At 61.2% G+C, this 19,537-nt stretch carries 10 protein-coding genes; 5 read left to right on the top strand and 5 right to left on the bottom strand.

Annotated elements, in window-relative coordinates:
- Positions 1-7: 7 nt before the first annotated feature.
- A complete protein-coding gene (locus ACS5Q0_RS03630) occupies positions 8-955 on the top strand; it encodes a lysylphosphatidylglycerol synthase domain-containing protein (RefSeq protein ID WP_473125232.1) in 948 nt (315 codons plus the stop codon).
- Here the strand turns inward: ACS5Q0_RS03630 and ACS5Q0_RS03625 are convergent, their stop codons facing one another.
- Positions 956-2,467 carry a phospholipase D-like domain-containing protein gene (locus ACS5Q0_RS03625; protein ID WP_473125231.1) on the bottom strand — a complete coding sequence of 504 codons (1,512 nt, stop codon included), beginning with the start codon at positions 2,465-2,467 and terminating at the stop codon, positions 956-958.
- A gap of 266 nt (positions 2,468-2,733) precedes the next feature.
- Here ACS5Q0_RS03625 and ACS5Q0_RS03620 point away from each other — a divergent pair, with 266 nt between their 5' ends.
- The 3 genes from ACS5Q0_RS03620 (at position 2,734) to glgA (ACS5Q0_RS03610) (ending at position 5,999) form a co-directional block, all read left to right on the top strand.
- Positions 2,734-3,114, top strand: a complete 381-nt coding sequence (locus ACS5Q0_RS03620) for a DUF2934 domain-containing protein (protein ID WP_473125230.1) — start codon at positions 2,734-2,736, stop codon at positions 3,112-3,114.
- 153 nt (positions 3,115-3,267) lie between these two features.
- Positions 3,268-4,551: a glucose-1-phosphate adenylyltransferase gene (gene glgC, locus ACS5Q0_RS03615; protein ID WP_473125229.1), complete on the top strand. Its 1,284-nt coding sequence runs from the start codon at positions 3,268-3,270 to the stop codon at positions 4,549-4,551.
- Positions 4,548-5,999 carry a glycogen synthase GlgA gene (gene glgA, locus ACS5Q0_RS03610; protein WP_473125228.1) on the top strand — a complete coding sequence of 484 codons (1,452 nt, stop codon included), beginning with the start codon at positions 4,548-4,550 and terminating at the stop codon, positions 5,997-5,999. The genes glgC and glgA (ACS5Q0_RS03610) overlap by 4 nt, the downstream gene beginning before the upstream one ends.
- Positions 6,000-6,009: 10 nt before the next feature.
- On the opposite strand, the gene glgX is transcribed toward glgA (ACS5Q0_RS03610), so the two are convergent.
- The 4 genes from glgX to treZ form a co-directional block, all read right to left on the bottom strand.
- Entirely contained in the window at positions 6,010-8,217 is a 2,208-nt protein-coding gene (glgX, locus tag ACS5Q0_RS03605) for a glycogen debranching protein GlgX (RefSeq protein ID WP_473125227.1), read from the bottom strand.
- 87 nt (positions 8,218-8,304) lie between these two features.
- Entirely contained in the window at positions 8,305-10,539 is a 2,235-nt protein-coding gene (gene glgB, locus ACS5Q0_RS03600; RefSeq protein WP_473125226.1) for a 1,4-alpha-glucan branching protein GlgB, read from the bottom strand.
- 146 nt (positions 10,540-10,685) lie between these two features.
- Positions 10,686-15,533, bottom strand: coding sequence for a malto-oligosyltrehalose synthase (locus ACS5Q0_RS03595; RefSeq protein WP_473125225.1), 4,848 nt, complete (start codon positions 15,531-15,533; stop codon positions 10,686-10,688).
- A complete protein-coding gene (gene treZ, locus ACS5Q0_RS03590) occupies positions 15,530-17,350 on the bottom strand; it encodes a malto-oligosyltrehalose trehalohydrolase (RefSeq protein WP_473125224.1) in 1,821 nt (606 codons plus the stop codon). Before treZ ends, ACS5Q0_RS03595 begins: the two co-directional genes overlap by 4 nt.
- Positions 17,351-17,618: 268 nt before the next feature.
- Between treZ and glgA (ACS5Q0_RS03585) the strand changes: the two genes are divergently transcribed.
- Positions 17,619-19,148: a glycogen synthase GlgA gene (glgA, locus tag ACS5Q0_RS03585; protein WP_473125277.1), complete on the top strand. Its 1,530-nt coding sequence runs from the start codon at positions 17,619-17,621 to the stop codon at positions 19,146-19,148.
- Positions 19,149-19,537: the final 389 nt, after the last annotated feature.

Raw genomic sequence — 19,537 nt, 5'->3', positions numbered from 1 at the left:
AATATGGATGCGGAAGTTCTGGAAGCCTCTGATTGCGATCGTTGCCATCGGCCTTGCCGCCTTCCTGCTCTACCGCACCCTCAGTGGCTACAGCATTGACGACTTGATAGACGCTGTCGCTGCCGTTCCTGCAGCGCGCTTGGCTGCGGCTGGGGGCTTTGCCGCAGCAAGCTATGTCTGCCTCAGCGGTTTCGATTACCTCGCGCTGCGCTATGTCGGTCGGCCGCTGCCTTATCATAAGGCCGCCTGGGCGTCGTTCACCAGTTTGTCGCTCGGCCACAATATCGGCCTCGCGTTCTTGAGCAGCGGGGCCGTGCGCTACCGGTTCTACAAGCGTTGGGGCTTGAATGCCGAGCAGGTGGCGAAGGTGATCGTGTTTTGCGGCACGACAGTCGGGATCGGCCTCATGGTGCTGGGCGGCGCGGCCTTGCTGCTGCGTCCTGGACTGGCAGTTGAGCTTACGAAGCTCTCGATGGTCACTGTCATCGCCCTTGGCGGCGTTTGTCTGTCCTTGCCTGCACTTTACCTGGTGCTTTCGGCGTTCGTCCGTAAGCCTCTCAGAGTGTGGCGCTGGTCGTTCGAGTTGCCTCGGTTGCGACTGGCGATCGGACAGGTCGTTCTCGGTTCCGTCAATTTCGCGTGCGTCGCCGCCTGTCTTCACCAAGCCCTCGCGGCAGTTGCGGATGTCTCCTACATTGGCGTCGCGTCCGTTTATGTGATTGCGAACACCGCTACTCTGATCAGCCATGTGCCAGGAGGACTTGGCGTCATCGAGAGCGTGGTCATGTATCTTCTGCCGGGACAGAATCTCATTGGACCGTTGCTGGTTTTCCGGTTCGTTTACTTCCTGATCCCGCTCTGCATCGGCGTCCTTGTTTTACTGGTGACGGAACTCGTCTATCGCCGGAAGAAGCGCGCTCACGCCACGATGGCCGATGCTCCGGCCAGGGCCTGATCAGGCTCTGGGGCGCCTAATGAACCAGAGCGGCTCGAAAGGTTCGAGAGGATCGAGAAGGTTCGTGCCGACGGCAGGCTCAACCGGCCCCTCGTCGAACATCGCATCGAACAGATGCAAGCGCCGCTCATTGACGTTCAAACGCTCGATGGCGGCAATCAGGGATCCTCTCTCCTCGGTGATTGTTCTCGCCAGGGCATCGACATCCGCATCCAGATGTTCCGCAAGGAGACGGTCGCGCAGGCCGATGATGATGCCGCGCATCTCGTCGTTGGTCGCTTCTATGGCGAGATCGCATTCCGTGTCGAGGCCGATCGACCGGTTGTTCAGGTTGGACGATCCGATGCGGAGAAACGTATCGTCCACGATGATCAGTTTGGAATGGATCAGAACCTGGCAGAAGCCGTCGTCGGCGGGCACGACCGGATAATAGACGCGGAGTCGGTCGTACCGGTCTGCCTGGCGCAGGCGGCGGATGAGGCGGTCGCGGTTCGTGCCCATGACCTTTTTCTCCGCCCAGCCATGGGATTCGTGGGTCTGGATCACGACGATCTCGGGCCCGTCCGGATCGGCCAGATGTCGCTCCAGAACATCGCCGATGTAAGGCGCGGTCATGTACTGCGCCTCGATGTAGATCGATTTCCTGGCGGCGGAGAGCGCATCGAGATTGAGTGCGGCGGCCTCCTGAACGGCAGATTGCCGTCCCCAGGCAGGATAGGTGCGCGCGATCGCGACCGAGGCGTTGGCAAAGTCGGGTGAAAGATCCGAGGGCCAAGGATCCATGTCCGGCACGGGAAGTCGTTGGACGATCTCGCCGGTCGCGATGTTCCAGCGGTCATAGGCGAGTTCGGCGATTGAATGCGCCGCCGGGCCGGTGACGGCCATCTGGATATCATGGACCGGGTCGTAGATCGTACCATCGTCCCGCAACCGGTGGGGAGTGTCGCAGGCGTGATCCTTCGTATCCCAACGTCTGACGGTGAGATCCATGCCTCCGACGAAGGCCAGGCTGTCGTCGATGCACACGATCTTTTGGTGATGGGCGGCATACAGGGGGTGGTGCGTGTCGAGGCGCAGGTGAAGGCGGGGGTGGTTTTGCCATTCGGCGCCAAAGATCAGCGGCCCGGGAGCGCCGGGAGCATGCACGACAGCCACGCTCCAGACCAGGATACGCACGTGGAGATCCGGTTTCTCTTCCACAAGCGACCGCAGCAGGTCTCCGAGAGCTGGTGACACCGAGTGATCGACAGGGGGCCTCAGGCGAATGCTGCCATCGAAATCCCAGCCGATGATCATAATGGAGTGTCGCGCCTTGCGGAGAGCCGTTTCCAGATGGGCAAAATATTCCTCTCCATCGACGAGGGCCGCGGCCTTGTCCGCAGGCACGACACGCCAGCAATTTCTGCCGGGCTGAAGGATCGGGCGTGAGACTGCGTGGGCCGTCTCTGCCCTCCGGTTCCGTCCGGTCAGTTCGCTCGCGTCATCGAGAAAGTTCACGTTGCTCATCGTCATGGGGACTGCATCGGCAACTCGATCGCCAAGCTATGGTTCCAGCCCATGAGATACTTTGCCTAGCTTGATGCTGGCCCGATCGCCGCGGCCCAAGAATTAATCGCCTGCCGAAGGCGAAAACCTCAAGCTTGCCCATTCCGAGCCGTTGCCATTCGCCAAGAGCGCCTAATAACTTATGCAGTTTGCAGATATTGGATCGCGGCCTTGCGAGTGGAGATCGGTTCACCGCGTGTCGAGGCGCGTCAGGGGTTAGGGCAAAGGGTGTCATGGACAAGCAGCTTGAACAGAGAATCCGGGAACGGGCGTACGAACTCTGGATGCAGCACGGGAGCCTGCCGGACCGGGCTGATGAATACTGGTATCAGGCCGAACAAGAAATCCTCCGGGGGCAGGGCAGCGAGCAAGGCGGCGAACGGCCTTTTATTGGCGACGGCGATGAAGCGGCTCCCGTCGAAACGAGCCCTGCGCCACTCGGGATGACCAGCCAAACCCTGGACGAGGTCTTGAGGGCTCCGGCAGCCCCGAAAATCCGCAGGCGGAAGAGCACGGCATCCGAAACCGCCGCCGCTGCCGCAGAGGTCAACGAGGCGGCCGGCGAGACGGTTGTTGCGCCGAAGCGGAAGAGATCAAGGAAAACGACCCCATAGATTTGGAGCATTCAGGTCTTCGCTCGGTTCGAGCGGGAGGCCTAGGGGCAGGCGTTTACTCCAGATTTCCGGAACAGGCGAAGAGAACCTGCCGGCCGGTTCGGGAGTCTACAGAGCAGGGCGGAGATCCGCCGTTAATGTGAGGGCCTGACCTTGCCTAGACCGAGCGTTTCCTCTGCGCCTCTCGCCCGCCATGCCATGGCGTATATTCTTGCGGGAGGGCGCGGCTCCAGGTTGATGGAGCTGACCGATATTCGCGCAAAGCCCGCCGTCTATTTCGGCGGCAATACGCGGATCATCGACTTCGCACTCTCGAATGCGCTGAACTCCGGCATCCGCCGCATCGGCGTCGCCACGCAGTACAAGGCGCACAGCCTGATCCGGCATCTGCAAAGAGGCTGGAATTTCTTTCGTTCCGAGCGCAACGAGAGCTTTGACATCCTTCCGGCGAGTCAGCGCGTTTCCGAGACCATGTGGTACGAGGGGACGGCGGACGCGGTGTACCAGAACATCGACATCATCGCGAGCATCGATCCTGAGTACATCATCATTCTGGCGGGCGACCATATCTACAAGATGGATTATGAGATCATGCTCCGCCAGCACGTGGATTCCGGCGCGGACGTGACGGTCGGCTGCCTTGAGATTCCTCGCATGGAAGCGACAGGATTCGGAGTGATGGGCGTCGACGAGACTGACCGCATCATCTCGTTTCTGGAAAAGCCGGCCGATCCTCCCGGCATCCCGGGCAGACCCGACTTGGCACTCGCCAGCATGGGGATCTACGTTTTCAATACACGCTTCCTCTTCGATCAATTGAGGCGCGACGCCGCGACGCCCGGCTCGAGCCGCGATTTCGGCAAGGACCTCATTCCTTATCTCGTCGAGCACGGCAAAGCGGTCGCGCACCGCTTCACCCATTCCTGTGTCCGGTCCGGGGCCGAAGCCGGCGGAAGCGATGCGCCTGCCTACTGGCGCGATGTCGGCACGGTCGATGCGTATTGGGAAGCGAATATCGATCTGACGGCCATCGTCCCGACCCTCGATCTCTATGACCGCGACTGGCCGATCTCGACATTCTCGGAAACATGGCCCCCAGCCAAGTTCGTTCACGACGAGAATGGACGACGCGGGCACGCCATCAACTCCCTCGTCTCCAGCGGCTGCATCGTCTCCGGGGCGTCCCTTCGCCAATCGCTCGTTTTCACCGCCGTTCATCTGCATTCTTACGCACAGGTCGAGGGTGCCGTGATACTGCCTTATGTGGATGTCGGCCGCGGGGCGCGGCTGAAGAATGTCATCATCGACCGCGGCGTGCGCATCCCGGAGGGCCTGGTCGTGGGGGAAGACCCGGAGGAGGACGCGCGCCGGTTCCGCCGCACGGAGCGCGGGATCAGCCTTATCACGAAGCCGATGATCGACAGGCTTTCTGGATGAAGCCTCTGAACGTCCTGTCCGTCACGTCGGAGCTGTTTCCGATCATCAAGACCGGCGGCCTGGCCGATGTGGCCGGCGCTCTGCCTTTTGCCTTGAAGAATGAAGGGGGGCGCGTCGTTTCGCTTCTCCCGGGCTATCCCGTGGTCATGAAGGCGTTGGAGCATGTCGAAGTCATCCGCGACTATCCGAACCTTTTGAGAGGACCGGCCCGGCTCATTTCTGCAACGGCGCGCGGAATGGAGCTCTTCGTTCTCGACGCGCCGCATCTCTATGCGCGCCCGGGCTCTCCGTATCTGACGCCCGATGGGCGGGATTGGCCCGACAACGCTCCGCGCTTTGCGGCGCTCGGACGCGTTGCCGCCGATATCGGACAGGGGGCAGTGCCCGGGTTCCTCCCCGATATCGTTCATGCTCATGACTGGCAGGCCGGTCTTGCACCGGCTTATCTGCATTACGACGGCGGATCTCGTCCAGGCACTGTCATCACGGTTCACAACATCGCCTTCCAGGGCATATTTCCGGCTGACCTTCTGTATGAGCTAGGTCTGCCGCCCTATGCCTTCGCCGTGGATGGTGTCGAGTATTACGGTCAGATCGGCTTCCTCAAGGCCGGGCTGCGGCTGGCCGACCGGATCACCACGGTCTCACCGACCTATGCGAAGGAGATTCAGACGCCGGAAGGTGGGATGGGGCTCGACGGCCTCCTGAGATCCCGCTCGAAGGATGTATTCGGCATCCTGAACGGGATCGACGAAAGCGTCTGGAATCCGGCGTCGGACGGCTCCTTGGCTGCTCCCTTTGCCGCCGACACTCTGGAGCGGCGCAGCGTGAACAAGCAGGCGCTCCAGGAACGGCTGGGGCTGGAGCCGGATCCGGATGCGCTGCTCTTTGGGGTCGTGAGCCGGCTGACGGAGCAAAAGGGGCTCGACCTCGTGCTCGCAGCCCTGCCTGCGCTTCTCGCCGACGGAGCGCAGCTCGCGCTTCTCGGAGCAGGCGAGCGGACGCTCGAAGATAGCTTCCGGGCTGCCACCGTCGTGTATCCGGGACAGGTCGGGTGCTTCTTCGGCTATGACGAGGCGCTCGCGCATCTCATCCAGGGGGGAAGCGATGGGTTGCTCGTCCCGTCGCGCTTCGAGCCCTGCGGCCTCACGCAGCTCTGCGCGATGCGCTATGGCAGCGTGCCCATCGTCTCTCGCGTCGGCGGCCTCACCGATACGGTGATCGATGCGAACGAGATGGCAATTGCATCCGGGGTCGCGACGGGTTTCCAGTTCTCGCCCGTCAATCTGACCGGTCTCATGGATGCGATAGGACGGGCCAAGATGCTTTGGCCAGACAGGAACTCGTGGCGCACGATCCAGCGGAATGGCCTTTCCGCGGAGGTTGGATGGAGCAGGCCCGCCCGGCACTATGCCGAGGTCTATCGTTCGTGCCTCCAGGCGGCCTGAGGAAGGTCTCTCACGCGCTCTGCTTTGTCTCTGATTTGGGCTGCTCCTCCGGCTGGAGCTGGAAGAGAAGGAGCGAGCGTCCCGTCACCGTATATTCCTTTCCGAACCTGAACGGCGTTGGAAATGACAGTTCCGGCTTGTTCGTGTCGACAAGGCAGGTCCAGCCCTGGCCCCCCGTAACCTGCGGCAGCTTGCATTTCACGACGTCATGATGGGCATTGACGATCAGCAGCAGGGTCACGTCCGTGCCGCGCCTGCGGATGCCCGTCGGTTGAGCGCGGCCATCCAGAAGAATGCTCATGCAGCGGGCATGCGGATCCTGCCAATGTTCGGGCGTCATTTCATCGCCAGCCGGCGTGAGCCAAGTGACATCCTTGACGTCGAGTTCCGCATTGTAGACGCCGGACAGAAAGCGCCCGCGCCGCAGGATGGGCAGGTTCTGCCGCAACTGGATCAGCTTGCGCGTGAACTCAAAAAGCTCGGCTCCATCTTCATCGACGCCCTCCCAGTCGATCCAGGAGAGATCGTTGTCTTGAGCGTAAGCGTTGTTGTTGCCCTTCTGGGTTCGGCCGAATTCGTCACCCGCCAACAGCATGGGCGTACCCTGAGAGAAGAACAGCGTCGCGAGAATGTTGCGTTTCTGGCGATTGCGCAAGGAGCGTATCTCTCGATCCTTCGTCTCGCCTTCGACGCCATGGTTCCAGGACAGGTTGTGATCATGCCCGTCCATATTGTCCTCGCCGTTCGCCTCGTTGTGCTTCTCGTTGTACGAGACGAGATCATGAAGCGTGAAGCCGTCATGGGCCGTGACGAAATTCACGGATGCCCAGGGTTTCCGCCCACGCTTGTTGAACAGATCTGCCGAGGCGGTGATGCGGGAGGCAAGTTCCGGAAGCTGTCCATCCTCGCCTTTCCAGTAGGCGCGCACAGTATCGCGGTAGCGATCGTTCCACTCCGCCCAGCCGGGCGAGAAGCGGCCGACCTGGTAGCCGCCGGGGCCGCAATCCCAAGGTTCGGCAATCAGCTTGACGCGGCTGAGCACCGGATCCTGCCGCACGGCGTCAAGAAAGCGGCCATCCTCTTCGAAGCCATGCGGTTCGCGGGCGAGAATGGTGGCGAGGTCGAAGCGGAAGCCGTCGACACGCACTTCCTGCGCCCAGTATCGCAGGCTGTCCGTCACCATCTGCAGGACGCGGGAGTGGCTGAGATTGACGGTGTTCCCGGTGCCGGTGTCGTTGATATAGTATCGCTTGTCAGGAGCGAGTCGATAATAGGAAGCGTTGTCGATCCCCTTGAATGAAAGGGTCGGACCCAGCTCGTTGCCTTCGGCCGTGTGGTTGTACACGACATCGAGGATCACCTCTATTCCCGCATCATGGAAATGGCTGACCATTTCCTTCATTTCGTTCACGAACGGAGTCGCGAGATAGCGCGGTTGAGGAGCAAAGAAGCCGATGGTGTTGTAGCCCCAGTAATTGCGCAGCCCTTTCTCGATGAGGTAGCTGTCATCGACGAAGGTGTGGATGGGCAGGAGCTCGATCGCAGTAACGCCGAGGCTTTTGATGTAGTTGATGACTTCATGGTGCATCAGACCCGCGCATGTGCCGCGGATCTCTTTCGGGATTGCCGGATGCTTCATGGTGAAGCCGCGCAGGTGGGCCTCATAGACGATCGTGCGCTCCCAAGGCGTCTGCGGCCGGCGTTCATTGCCCCAGGTGTAGGCGGACTCGATGACGCGGCACTTGGGCATGAAGGGTGCGCTGTCGCGTTCGTCGAAGGAAAGGTCGGCATCGGGCGAGCCGACCGTGTATCCGAAAAGCGCCGGGTCCCATTTTAGGTCGCCGAAGATCTGCTTGGCATAGGGATCGAGAAGCAGCTTGTTGTGGTTGAAGCGATGTCCGGCTTCAGGCTCGTAGGGACCGTAGACGCGATACCCGTACGTGGTGCCGGGGCGTGCGTCCGGAAGATAGCCGTGCCAAACCTCGTCCGTGTATTCGGGAAGCTCGATCCTCTCCAGTTCCCGCTTGCCGTTCGTATCGAACAGGCAGAGCTCAACTTTGGTGGCGTTGGCGGAGAAGAGCGCGAAGTTGACGCCGAGGCCGTCCCAGGTAGCGCCAAGGGGATAGGGCAGGCCTTCCCGAAGCCGGGATGTACGCCGAACTGTCGGGGTGACGATTTCGACTGAGGCAGGCTCTTGGACTTCGACTTTATCGTTCATCAGAGGTCTCGGCAAGCGGGGCAGATCGGCTTACTTCATCAACGCGCGAAGAGGCAGGAAGTCCCGTCTAAGCTCGACAATAACGGTTCACGTGCGAGGGCGCTCCAGAACCAGAATGAGGGTGGCGAGGGGCGGAAGGGTCAGGCAGAGGGAGCAGGGCCGTCCGTGGCTGGGCGCTTCCTCCGCCACGACCCCACCGAGATTTCCGACATTGCCGCCGCCATAGATGGAGGCATCCGTGTTCACGGCCTCCCGATAAACGCCGGGGAGCGGAACGCCGATGCGGTACCCCTCCCGCGGGACGGGCGTGAAGTTCGAGATGACGACGGCGATCGCATCATCCTCGTCCCCGCGGCGCAGCCAGGCGACGACACTGTTGTCCCTGTCGTCCGACACGATCCACTCGAACCCTTTCCAGTCGCAGTCCCGCTCATGCAGCGCCGGTATCGTACGATAGGCGTGATTGAGATCGCGAACGAGGGATTGAACGCCTTTGTGAGCGGGATCGCTCAGCAAATGCCAGTCGAGGCTTTTGTCGTGGTCCCATTCCTGCTCCTGCGCGAACTCGCCGCCCATGAACAGGAGTTTCTTTCCAGGGTGCCCCCACATGAACCCGAAATAGGCGCGCAGGTTCGCAAACCGCTGCCATCGATCACCGGGCATCTTGCGAATGAGGGAGCCCTTGCCATGGACGACCTCATCATGGCTGAGCGGCAGGATGAAGTTTTCCGAGAAAGCGTAGAGGAGACCGAACGTGAGATCGTGATGGTGATGGCGCCGGAAGACCGGATCCTTGCTGATATAGCGCAAGGTGTCGTGCATCCATCCCATGTTCCATTTGAATCCGAAGCCCAAGCCGCCGGCATAGGTCGGCTGCGACACTCCCGGCCATGCGGTCGATTCCTCGGCGATCGTGATCGCGCCCGGCGCGGAGGCATAGGCGACTTCGTTCATGCGGCGCAGGAAATCGATGGCGCCCAGATTTTCGTTGCCGCCATAGCGGTTCGGAATCCACTCGCCGGGCTTGCGGGAGTAGTCGAGATAGAGCATCGAGGCCACGGCGTCGACACGCAGCCCGTCGAGGTGGTAGCGCTCGAGCCAGAAGCGCGCATTGGCCACGAGAAAGGTCGCAACCTCCTGCCTCTCGTAATTGTAGATGTAGGTTCCCCAATCCTGATGGAAGCCAAGGCGCGGATCGGCATGCTCGTAGAGATGGGTGCCGTCGAAATAGCTCAGGCCGTGCGGGTCGTTCGGAAAATGAGCGGGGACCCAGTCGAGGATAATCCCGATCCCCGCCTCGTGAGCGGCTTCAACGAATGCCGCGAAGTCTTCCGGCGTTCCAAACCGGCTCGTCGGCGCAAAGAGGGAAATCGGCTGGTAGCCCCATGAACCGTCGAAAGGGTATTCGGTGATCGGCAGAAGCTCGATATGCGTGAAACCCAGATCCTTCACATAGGGAATGAGCCTGACCGCGAGCTCGCGATAGGTCAGATAGCGATTATCCTCCTCCGGCACCCGTGCCCATGAGGCGAGATGGCATTCATAAATCGACATGGGCGCCTTGCGCTGGTTCTTAGCCGCGCGAGACTTCATCCATTCTCCGTCCCGCCATTCGAACGCCAGGTCCCCCCTCAGAACGGAAGCGGTCGCAGGAGGGTGTTCGGCCGTAAAGGCGACAGGGTCCGCCTTGAGCGCGAGCAGATTCCCATGCAAGCCGACGATCTCGAACTTGTAGCGCTGGCCCGCAGCGACATCGGGAATGAAGAGTTCCCACACGCCGCCCTCGTGACGCCGCCGCATGGGATGGCGACGCCCGTCCCATGCATTGAACTCGCCGACGACGCTCACGCGGCGTGCATTCGGAGCCCAAACGGCGAAGAGAAAGCCCTGGATCCCGCCGAGGTCCAGATGATGCGCGCCGAGTTTCCTATAAGTCGCATCGCTCGCGGGATCGCGAAGCGCGGTGATATCCTCGTGAGACAGGAAAGTTCCGAAGCTGTACGGATCATGCCTGACTTCGGCATGATCCTCCCGCTCGATCCGCAGGCGGTAGTCCGGTCGCTCGGATGCGTTGAGGGTGCCGATGTAAAGCCCTTCGGCGTGTTTCTTCTCCATCGGGGCGAGAAGGGTCCTGCCGTCCGGGCCGACGAGAACGACATTGTCGGCTTCAGGAACCAGGGCGCGAATCTCCCACGTGCCCGGTGACACTTCATGAGGACCAAGCACGGAAAACGGATCGCCCGAGCCAAGGATGTCGGCGATGGTTCGCGGTTCGTCCGGACGCTCCATGATGCTGTGCGATCCACCCCTGCGCTGAGCCATTTCGGCATATCCTCGCTCATGCTGCCGCAGCCACCAATGTGCCCGCTCAACGGCATTCTTGCTTCGTGAGAGACACCATTATGGAGCGGGCGCATGCGGCGACCAGATCGAGAGCGAAAGGATCGATCGGCCTTGTGGCCGGGCCGTCAGACCAGCTTGAGAACAGCGAAAGGGAAGGGGGACAGGATCGTGCTCAAAGCCTGGCCTTCATTCGTGATCTCGACGGTCGCGCCTGTTATCACATTCCGCCAGTGCCCCTCCGGCAGAGCTATGCTTGTGCCGTCCCAGATCCGAGGGTCGGATGGCAGGCTGTCTATGCTTGTCAGCCGGTTCCAGAAACGCGGGACGATCACGGCAACCCTGTCTGCCCCATTCTGCCTTTGGAAGGCGATCAGATGGGAGGCGCGTGCGCCTTCGACCGACAAGGGGCTATAGTCCCCATCGCCATAGAGTGCTGGGGTTTCACCACGATCCCGCAGCAGGCGTCGGAGCACATGCTGCTTGATGCGGCCATCCCGCCATTGCGCCAGCAGCATATCCGCAGGAGCCTCCTCATCCAGGGCTTGAGCTCGAAGTGCGTAATCCACCGGACGCCTGTTATCCGGGTCGACGAGAGAAAAGTCCCAGAATTCCGTGCCCTGATAAATGTCGGGCACGCCCGGCAATGTCATTTTCAGAACGGAGCGAGACAATCCGTTGAGCATGCCGAGGACGGACAGACGTCGCGCAAGCGGGCGAAGCTGTTCGAGAACGCTGTTCCTCGGATCGAGCACTGCCCGCAGGAGGTCATGCGCAGCCTTCTCGTAGCCCTCGTTCGGGGCGATCCAGTTCGTCTGACGCTTGGCTTCACGAAGAGCTTTCGTGAGATAGCCCCCCATGCGCTCGCGAAATTCGCCGAGGTGCTTTTCGTCGTCCTGATCGAGAAGCTCGATGGGCCATGCGCCAAGGAGAGCCTGAAGCAGAATGAGCTGATCATTGGCATCCGGCGCCGAAGCGCCGTTCACGTCCGAGAGATAGGGGACGATGATAGCGCGCCAGAGCCTGACGATGCTCTCCCATTCCTCCGGCATTTCGGAGAGTGCGAGCAAGCGGGCCCTGGCATCCTCGCCCCGCTTCGTGTCGTGGGTGGCGGTCCCGACCATGGAGTGGGGCCAGTTCAGCGCCCTGTCGGCATTCGCCCCGTGAAAAGCCTCCAGCGGCATGCTAAAATGTCCAGGGTCGCCGCCAACCTCGTTCAGGGCGATCAATCGTCCGTAGCGGTAGAAGAGAGTATCCTCCAGGCTCTTGGCCATGACAGGGCCGGTCAATTGCTGAAAGCGCCGACGGAAGCGTCGGGCGTCCTCCGGACTGGTTCCTTCCGTGTGGCCAAAGAGGGCTGCGGCAACAAAGTCATGCACGCTCCGGTCGGGCAGGGTGCTGGATCGCTTGGCAGCCTCGATGGTGGTCTCGATCAACCGAACGTCGGCTGCCGACGCTTTGCCGTCCGTGAGATAGCTTCGATAGACCGGGAATGCGACGATGACGTCCACGAGCGACTGGCATAGCGCTTGGATCGTGTAGTCTCGCGTGCGGCGGCTGGAATCGGCGATTTTCTTGAGATCCGAAGCCAGGACATCGAGTTCGCTTGCAAAGTTCGCGCGAGTGATGCCGAGCTTCGCCTGGGTGAGCATCTCGTCGTAATCATCCGAGAGGCCCGAGGCTTCTCGGTAGATGCGCTCGAAGATCTCGCCCGATTGTTGATCGACAAGGACGCCGTCGATCTGATTGAGCGCGTCGTATCCGGTCGTACCGGCGACGGGCCAGGGGCGGAGCTCTTCACCCGGCTCCAAAATCTTCTCGACGACCACATAGAAGCCGGGCCCAACCTTACGCTGCAGGTCATGGGCATAACCCTCCGGATCCGCGAGCCCGTCGATATGGTCGATTCTCAGTCCGTGAACACGGTTCTCTTCCACCAGTCGGGCCACGAGCTCATGGGTGCGTTCGAAAACGTCGGGGATCTCGACGCGCACGCCCGCGAGATTGTTGATGTCGAAGAAGCGGCGGTAATTGATGTCACTTGACGCGACGCGCCAATAGGCCAAGCGGTAGGCTTGGGCTTCGAGCAGGCGATGCAGGGCGTTGAAGCTCTCAGGATGACCCTTCGAGCCATTGATGACCATCACGGCGTGATCGATGGCTTCTTGGGCTGCTGGCTGACGAGCGGCAATCTCCGCCAAGCCCTGCTTCAGCTCTTTGCCTTTTTCCACCAGAAGGGAGGGCTGATCCCGAGATGCCGTTTCTCCCTTGTCGCGCATATGCTCCGTCTGGGCGAGCAGGTCTCCAGCGTTCTCACGGGTGTCGAATGCTGCCAGGGCGTAGTCGAGTATCATGGGGTAGGTCGTCGGACAGATCGGGAGTCGGTGCTCCCAGTGCCAGACGCTGAAACTTCCGTCCTGCACGTCGAATTTCAGTTGCAATTGGCCATCTTCGAGAGCCTCGCCGTACATGCTGCCGAGAACGGGAACGAGAAGCTTGCCATTCGCACCCGGGCGATCCCAATCGATATCGAAGGCGTTTGCAAAGGGCGACAAGCGCCCCCATTCCAGGACGGAGAGCCACCAGTCATTCGCCGCGCCGCCGACGCCCATATGGTTGGGGACGATGTCGAGCAGGAGCTTCAGGCCGTGATTGGTCAAGGTATCCGACAAACGGCGGAACCCGTCCTCTCCGCCGAGTTCCGGATTGATCGATGAATGGTCTACGATGTCGTAGCCATGCGTGGAGCCGGAACTCGCCATGTGGATGGGAGACGAGTAGACATGACTGATGCCGAGTTTCGCCAGATACGGCACGATCTTGACCGCGTCGCCGAACGTGAAATCCTTGTGAAACTGCAAGCGATAGGTGGCCCGAGGCGGAGGTGAGGCGAGTGCGCTTCTGCGCCCTTGCGAGCTTCGCCCTTCTTCCCCCAAAGCGACGGACAGTTTTGCCAGGAGGCTTCCCGGCGCCGTGATGACTTCGATGGTGTCGGACAGGCGCCTGCGCCAGTTCGGGTGGCCCGCCTCCCTGCCTGGCATATTGGGCTGGTTCAGCTCGCCGGAAATGTCTTCGACCTGCAAGGCAGTGAGAGCGCAGGCCGTGCGCGCGAGATAGCGCACCGCTTCCTCCAAGGGCGGTTGGCCTAGCGTGTCGGGCGTGGCGAGCAGACCCTCTTCGGCGAGGGCCTTTGCGAAATTCTGCTTGTCGGTGTCCCGCGCCACGCGCTCCTTGGCGGCCATCTTCGGGTCGAAGATGCCGAGTGTCTGGCGGAGATCGATATCGAGCCCGCGCCACCATCCATTGAATGTCGGCAGGTCATGGGTCGTGAGAACGGCCAGCGCGGAGCGCGGATACGCCTCGGGCTTCTTGAAGAGCGCTCGTTCGCGCTCGAACGGGAGAACGCGATAGCTGAGCACGCCGGATGCCATGATCGCATCCGAGAAGCCTTCCGGCGCGGTTCCGAGATCCTCCGCGATGACGAGGCACCGTGCCCGGTGGCTCTCAATCCGCAGAACCGCGAGCATGGCCTCGAACGGATAATCGACGTAGGCTCCCTCTGATGCCGGTGCCCCCGAGGGAATGAGAAAAAGGCGCTGGAGCTGGAAAGCATGATCGATCCGGATCGCACCCGCATGTCGCATGTTCGCGGCGACGAGGTCTCGGAACGCCGCCAAGCCCTGCTCCTCCAGGGTCAGCGGGTTGAAAGGCGGCAGGCCCCAGTTCTGGCCCTGGGGACCCAGCGGATCGGGAGGCGCGCCGATCGAAAGTCCGGTGGCAAACCGCTCGGGCGTCGCCCAGATTTCCGAACCGCCTCCATCGGCTCCGACAGCGAGATCGCGATAGAGGCCGATGCTCAGGCCAGCCGCCCGCGCCCGCTTTGCGGCATCAGCCAATTGACGATCCGCGAGAAATTGAAGCCAGGCATGGAAGGCGATGCGCTCCTTGTGCTCCGAGCGAAAGCGCTCGACCTCGGTGGAGCGCACATCCCGGTAACTCTCCGTCCAATCGCCAACCCATGCACATCCCTGCTCGCGCAGATGCTCGGAGAGCGCCTCGAAGGTGGCATGCGCTTCGAGAGCCTCTCCGCCGGCCCGGCGAAACGATTCGAAGGCTGCTTGGTCGCCATTTTCCAGGAAGTGCAGCCACAGGGCATCGAGAAGTGTGCGCTTGATCGACCATGCCTCGCGATAGTCGATGAGTTGAGTTTCCCGCAGACGCGACAAACGCTCCTGGGAATCAGGGCTGTCGAAAATTCGCTTGGCTTCGCTTGCGTCAAAGCCTTCGACCGCCGCCGGATCGATATACAGCGCCTCCAGGAAAAGCCGTGACGACGGCGAATAGGGTGAGATCTTCGTGCGATCACTGGAGAAAAGGGCGTGGACAGGGCTGAGACCCAGAAAGGATGCTCCCCAGGGGGCGAGGTTTTCCGCCAGGAGCGCGACGTCGCAATATCCGCCCACGCCGAGGTCGTGCTCGGAGCGCAAGGAGTAGATCTGCGCTGCAGCGCCCCAAAGGCGGTTGTCACCTTCGAGGACGTCGGGCTGCCAGCAACGGTCCGGCGAGGCGATCAGAGACGCTTCGAACTCGCCGAGCTGAAGACGGTGGTAGCCCATGGGCAGGTCGGGAAGTTTGAGGACGGCCTCTCCCTGAGAGACTTTCCCCTGATGAATTGGCCCGCTCTCCTCAACGACGGTCCACCGGACCTGCTCGGTTTTCGATCGCAATCCGATTCGAATCGGGCGATCCGACGGGACCGGAATGACGGCCGGGAGAGGTGCGCGTTTCAGCCTTACGAGCCTCGCGAGGCTGTCCTGAGCTTCCTTTTCCGTCGCAATCGGAAGCCCAAGCGCTTCCAGAATGGCGTTTCGAGTTCCTGGGGTGGTTTCGATGCGTCGTCCGAACGCATCCGTATAATCGGGCGCGAGACCGATCAGCTTGGCCATCCGTTCCAGGAGAGCATCCAGCCCGCTCATGCCGATGCCTCTTTCACGATGACGCCTTCCCAGGGGCCGAGTTGGAGCTTGCCGTGGACAGGCTCGGTCTGCGCATTCGACCATAGAACGCGGCTATCGCTTCCGACATCGGCGGAAATGGGGCCACCTCCGACATTCGCGCGAACGCGAAGCGTCCCTCTCTCGAAAGTCCAGGATACGTCGAGGGCGTGCGCCTGCGAGATGAGATGACGCGAACCACGGAATTCGCTCTTGATCATGGGGATCACCTCATCTCTTCGGAGCTTGAGCAGCTGTTCTGTTTCCAGCAGGGCTTCCCGGTGTGGTGAACGGCCTCTCTCTGACCAATCGATCTTGGAGCGCGCGAATGTTGCCTCGTCCGTCGGGTCAGGAATGCGCCGCGCAGTTTCGGGGTCGGCGAATGCTTTGAAGTGTTTGAACTCGCCTCGACGTCCGTCGCGCACGGCCTTGGCGAGCGCCGGCTCGGTTTCGAAATCGACGAAGAACTGGAACGGCGATGAGGCCGACCATTCCTCGCCCATGAAGAGGAGAGGGATATGGGGGGAGAGAAGGAAAATCGCCTGTGCCAACCTGAGGTGCTCCGGTGGGATCAGGTGAGCGAGGCGCTCTCCAAACGCCCTGTTTCCGATCTGGTCGTGGTTCTGGAGGAAGGACACGAACGCGGTCGGCGGCAGATGTGAGGACGGCTCGCCGCGGATGACGCCGGGCCGGTGGGTCGATGGCTCTCCCTGATAGGCGAAGCCCTCGGCAAGCGCACGGGCGAGGCGCTCCAATGGCTGGCCGGAATAATCCTCGTAATAGCCCTCTGCCTCGCCTGTCAGAAGGGCATGCCAGGAATTGTGGATGTCGTCGGCCCATTGCGCTGAGTAGAGGCGGGGGCTCCGATCGGATTCGCGCCCAAGCCAGCGGGCCTGATTGGCCTCGTTCTCCAGGACGAGATGAATCTCACGTTCAGGAAAGGTGTGACGGATGCGTGTCGCAAGCTCTTCGAGGAAATGCGGCGCGCTCTCATCGACAATGGCGTGAACGGCATCGAAGCGAAGTCCATCGAAGTGATATTCCTCCAGCCAGTAGAGCGCATTGTGAATGAAGAAGTCGCGCACGATGCGGCTTCCTTCGCCATCCACGTTGATGCCCGCCCCCCACGGGGTTGGATGCCTGTCCGTGAAGAAGGATTCGGCATAGGCATGGAGATAATTCCCGGAAGGTCCGAAATGGTTGTAGACCACATCGAGGAACATCATCAGGCCGAGCTCATGCGCGCGGTCGATCAGCCGCTTCAGATCCTCGGGGCTGCCATAGGCGGCGTCAGGCGCATAGGGGAGCACGCCGTCATAGCCCCAGTTTCTGCGTCCCGGAAATTCCGCGATCGGCATCAGCTCGATCGCCGTGACTCCGAGGGCGCGTAGAGCCTCGAGCTTGTTCATCAGGCCGGCGAACGTTCCTTCCGGGCTCGCTGTGCCCACATGCACCTCGTAGAGCACAGTCTCTTCCCAAGGGCGGCCTCTCCAGGACGCATCCGACCAGGCATAGGATCGCGGGTCCACGACGAGACTCAAGCCATGGACGTCGTCCGGCTGGAAGCGAGATGCTGGGTCCGGGACGATGAGGTTGCCGTCGATCTTGTAACCGTAGCGGCTGCCGATCCGCGCGGCGGCCGAAGTCAGGCGATACCAGCCGTCGTCCGACGGGTGCATGGCATGATCCTCCCCGTCCAGTATCAGGCTCACCTCATGCGCCGAAGGTGCCCAGAGCGCGAAGCGTATGCCACCGTCCACAATCTCTGCCCCGAAAGGCATCTTATGAATCCGCCGCATGAGAACTCCGAGGGTTGGGGCACTTGCGAACGAGCTTCACTGTGCAATGTTCCCAGGTGCTGCAAAAATTACGGCTGAGCTTGAGTGTTGCGGCGCGACGGTGCCGGCTTTCGCATCGGGTATGCTCAAGCTTGGGCATGAAAGCAGTCGGTTCGGAGTAGCTAAAAATAAACCATGGTTTTTGCGGAACTTTCCGTCGGAATTCGCGTTAAAAGGCCGACCTGCTTTGGGCGCGGGAGGTCAGTGGGGAACGCGCCTTCGTGACAACATGTTGGAAACATTTCACTCGGAAGCTGATGCGGCTTTCGCGACGAGGGCACGTGTCGGTCTGCATCAGGATCGTCGGCCTTCAGTATCAATCACCCGCAGGCAGTCTATTCTTTTCGTAACATCCGAGATAGCCGATTACATCAAGGCAGGAGGCCTCGGGGAGGTCTCTGCAGCCCTGCCTCGGGCGCTGAGGTCCCACTACGATGTCCGCATCCTGATTCCGGGTTATCGGCAGGTTCTTTCTCAGATCGGTTCGATCGAGGAGATCGCGCGACTGCCTTCTTCCTTCGGGATACCGGCCTGCGGGCTTGGCCGGGGCATGACGAAGGACGGCTTGACGGTTTACGTTCTCCTGTGCCCGGAACTGTATGATCGGGATGGATCTCCCTATGTCGATTCCTTCGGCAAGGATTGGAGCGACAATGACATTCGCTTCGCGCGCCTCGGCTTGGCCGCCGCCGATATCGCTTGCGGAAGCGGAGATCCTCTTTGGTGCGCGGATCTTCTGCATCTGAACGACTGGCCATCAGGTTTGGCTGCTGCCTATCTCACGTGGCGCGGACAGCACATCCCCACTATCCTGACCATTCACAACTTGGCCTATCAGGGAAACTTCGGCCGCGATCGATTGCCGAGCCTCGGCATCCCCGATGCTGCGTTTCACATCAACGGCGTCGAATTCTACGGCAAGGTGTCGTTTCTGAAAGCGGGAATCTTTTACGCGTCGCATATCACGACCGTGAGCTCGACCTATGCAAGGGAGATTACGCAACCTGAACACGGCTGCGGGCTCGATGGTCTCCTGAGAACCCGCGCGTGGCAGGGGCGGCTCGACGGCATCATCAACGGCATCGATCAGAGCTGGGATCCCAGCTCTGATCCCTACCTGGTCAGCCGCTTCTCGGCGGAAAACTGCAGAGGAAAGCGCGCCAACGCCGATAATGTGCGCGAGAACTTCGGGCTTGCACTCTCCAATGGACCGCTCTTTGCGGTCGTGTCACGGCTGGTTCATCAGAAGGGAGTCGATCTGGCCATCTCAGCTGCAGAAACGATCGTGTCCCAAGGCGGCCAGATCGCCGTCATCGGGCAGGGCGAAGCCAGGTTCGAAACCGAGCTTCGCGCCCTGGCGCAGCGCCATCCGGGCTCCGTCGGCGTGAAGATCGGTTATGACGAAGGCGATGCGCGCCGCATGTATGCGGGCAGCGACTTTCTTCTGATGCCATCCCGTTTCGAGCCTTGCGGGCTGAGCCAGATGTATGCGCAACGCTTCGGATCTCTGCCCATCGCTCATAAGACAGGCGGCTTGGCGGACACGATCGAAGATGGAGTCAATGGTTTCCTCTTCGGAGAGCCATGCCTCCATCGCTTCATGGATGCGATCAAGCGGGGACTCGAGACGTTCCGCTCGCGTCCTCGACTGACGGCGATGCGGCGCGCCGCGATGAGCAGACCGCACGGGTGGGATCGTTCTGCGTCCAAGTACAAGGAAGTCTACGAGCGAGCGTGTCGAACGGCCGCTTACGCGTGACATGCGACAGTCTCCAACATGACGAGGGCGAGCAAACCACGTGGTTTGCTCGCCCTCGTCATGTGGATCCTACGACATCGCACAACTGAGCCGCCTCCGGGTTCCAGGAGGGAGGCTCTGACGCAGAGGGCTGCCGCGCGGAAGCTCTCTTTGCCAGCGGGAAAGCTGCTCGGTCCGCCCGACGCAGGGAGGGCTGGCGCCGAATGATCCGGCGCCGACCGGGACATCGGTTAATCTGGGAAGGGGCGCCTCCGCCTCCTAAACGACCTGTGGAACTACCTGGCCAGCGGCATGCAGGGTTTCAAATATCATGATATGACGTTAAATTGAGGCGAGGCTGCGGCACGTTGGTCGGTTCGGCTATTCAGAGTTGTGTTCTGTCCTCTCCT

It is taken from the genome of Microvirga sp. HS2 (genome assembly GCF_055792805.1).
This window is presented reverse-complemented; position numbering and strand designations above follow the sequence as displayed.